This is a genomic window from Sphingopyxis sp. (assembly GCF_035250425.1).
In the GTDB taxonomy this organism is placed as follows: Bacteria; Pseudomonadota; Alphaproteobacteria; order Sphingomonadales; family Sphingomonadaceae; genus Sphingopyxis.
Genome location: NZ_DATFFD010000311.1, coordinates 1 through 2,644 on the forward strand (window position 1 = coordinate 1; position 2,644 = coordinate 2,644).

Sequence of the window (2,644 nt, forward strand, 5' to 3'; positions counted from 1 at the left end):
GTCCCTTCGGGATTTGATCGATTTTGTCCATTGCGTCGTCGGCAAGTCTTGAAATATCGACATATTCCCGCGCCTTGCCTCCTCGCACTGAACAAAATCGCTTCAAACCTCGATCGCGCAATTAATGGGTCCTGACCCTAGGCCGCCAGCACCCGCGCCATCAGTTTTTCCTCCTTCGCGATCCACGTCGCCATGCTCGGCCGCGACAGGATCGCCTCGCTCCACGCCGCGATCTTCGGATGCGTCGCCGGATCGATGCACGCGCCGCAATGACGCAGGTTCATCAGCGGCGATGCCACCGCGAGGTCGGCGAGCGTCAACCGGTCGCCGACGAGGAAGCCCGACGCCGGGATCGCGCTTTCCAGATAGGCGAGCAGCTTGGGCAATTCCTCGCTCTCGGCCTGCGCCGCGGCGGCCAGATCGCCCTCGCGCCCGAGAAATTTCGGCGCGACGATGCGGTTGAAGAACATCTTGCCGCTGCACGCGGCGAACACCGTGTCGCCGAACTCCTCCCACCAGATCACCCGGCCGCGTTCCTGCGGGTCGGCAGGGATCAGCACGGGTTCGGGATGTTTGGCTTCGGCATATTGAATGATCGCGCTCGAATCGGCGAGCAGGAAGCCGTCATCGTCCATCGCGGGCATCTTGCCGAGCGGCGAAGCAGCGCGGAAACCCGGATCGGGATCGCCGATGCCGACGCCCTTCAGCTCGAAATCGATCCCTTTTTCGCCAAGATATGCCAGCAATTTGCGCACGAACGGCGACACCACCGACCCGTAGATGATCATCCCGATTCTCCCATTCTATATGCCGCATCATAGGCGACGGCTTTTTGCTTGCAACCGGCCAGCGGCGGCGCCGAACCGGCACGAAATTAACTTGCTATCGGCCCTTTCGCATGAAACATCTGGGCATGGAGGGGGGCGCTGCTGCGGCAGCCATCAGGCAGGACAAGAACATGCGCCCTTCAACCTGGGCCGATCGGCTGCTGGCGCTGCTGGTCCGCTTCGTCGGGCTGGTCATCCTGCTTGCGACGATCGTCGCGGCCGGTGCCAGCTTTCTCTATAACCGGGCCGAAGAGGCCGATCAGGCCGAACGCGTCGCGGCGCAATTCAACATGCGGCTGCGCGACCATGTCGCGATCCTCGAAGGCGTGCGCGCGCTCTATCAGTCCGACGCCGCAGCAACCGGCCCCGGCATCCGCGCCTATCTCGGGGCGCTCCAGCCGCAGGTCCATGCCCCGGGGATGGAGGGCATCGGCATCGCCGCCGCCATGCGCGCGGGCACGCCGGCGGCAATCGAGGCGCGGCTGCGCGAAAATTACGGCCAGGATATCAAGGTGTGGCCGGCAACCGACCAGCCGGTCGGCTTTCCCGTCATCCTCATCGAACCCTATACGCCGCGCCGCCATTTCGCGCTGGGCTTTGATATGTACAGCGAGCCCGTGCGCCGCGCGGCGATGCGCCGCGCCTGGCAGACCGGGCGCCCCGCCGCGAGCGGTATCGTCCAGCTCGCACAGGAGCGGGCGGTAAAGGTCAAGCAGCCGGGCTTTCTCATCTACCTGCCCGTCTACGCCCGCGCGTCGGACGCGGGGGCGGTAGGCGATGCGGCGACGGCGCCCGGCGCCCGGCCGGTCGAGGCGTTCGTCTACGCCCCCTTCCGCATCAACGACATGATGAAGACGGTGCTCGGGCCGCAGCTGGGCAAGATCGACGGGCTCGAGATCCGCGCCGGCGACGGTCCCTCGGCACCCGTCGTTTTCCGCCACGGCAGGATGGGCTGGGACGCGCAGGAACAGGTGCTGCGCATCGCCGACCGGCAATGGACGATGCACATCTCCTACGGCCGCTTCCTCGAACGGCTGGGCCGCCCGCTCGGCATCTTCATCTTCGGCGTCGCGCTTGCGCTGCTCGCGACCCAGCTCCACCGCGTCCAGCGCCGCCGCCTCAACGCGTTTCAGGCACTCGCCGCGCAAAGGGCGCGCCACGCCGAAGACCGCGAATTGATGATCGGCGAGATGGCGCACCGGATGAAAAACGCCTTTGCCCGCATCGGCGCGCTCGCGCGCATCACCTTGCGCGAATCGAGCAGCCTCGAAGATTTCGAGGCCAAGTTCGACGGCCGCATGCGCGCGCTGTCGGGCGCCAAGCAGATGCTCGTCACCGGCGCGGTCGACAGCGTCGACCTGGGACGGATCGTCCACCGCGAGCTGGAGCTCGCCGGCCGCTCGCCCGAACAGCTCGCCGCGGTTACCGGCCCCGACGTCCATCTCGACGACGAGGGGGCGCAGGCGCTGTCGCTCGCGGTCCACGAATTCGTCACCAACAGCATCAAATATGGCGCGCTCGCGGGCCAGGGCGACCTCGCGGTCGGCTGGCGCCGCATCGGCGGCGATATCGAGCTGAGCTGGATCGAAAGCGACCTTCCCGAAACCCCGCACATCGACTGCGAAAGCTTCGGCACCCAGTTCATTCGCACCCTGATCGAACGCCAGCTCAAGGGCAGCTGGCAGCGCACGGCGGTTGACAACCGCCTCGCCATCGTCATTCGCTGGCCGGACAATGCCCCGAACGACTGACGAGTGCTGGCATATCTGGATCGACCGCGGCGGCACCTTCACCGATGTCGTCGCGCGCAGCCCCGA

2 protein-coding genes are annotated in these 2,644 nt (G+C 66.3%); one reads left to right on the top strand and one right to left on the bottom strand.

Going from position 1 to position 2,644, the window contains the following annotated elements; translation table 11 throughout:
• Positions 1–137: 137 nt before the first annotated feature.
• The gene (locus tag VJ811_RS19125) at positions 138–788 is read right to left on the bottom strand and encodes a glutathione S-transferase family protein (protein ID WP_324075356.1); all 651 of its coding nucleotides are present in this window, start codon (positions 786–788) and stop codon (positions 138–140) included.
• Positions 789–898: 110 nt separating this feature from the next.
• On the opposite strand from VJ811_RS19125, the gene VJ811_RS19130 reads away from it, so the two are divergent.
• Positions 899–2,578, top strand: coding sequence for a CHASE domain-containing protein (locus VJ811_RS19130; protein WP_324075358.1), 1,680 nt, complete (start codon positions 899–901; stop codon positions 2,576–2,578).
• The last annotated feature ends 66 nt before the right edge of the window (positions 2,579–2,644 follow it).

Bases quoted from the DNA above. Each gene is read 5' to 3' on its own strand.
- VJ811_RS19130 (WP_324075358.1), top strand. From the start codon at position 899: ATGAAACATCTGGGCATGGAGGGGGGCGCTGCTGCGGCAGCCATCAGG.
- VJ811_RS19125 (WP_324075356.1), bottom strand. From the start codon at position 788: ATGATCATCTACGGGTCGGTGGTGTCGCCGTTCGTGCGCAAATTGCTG.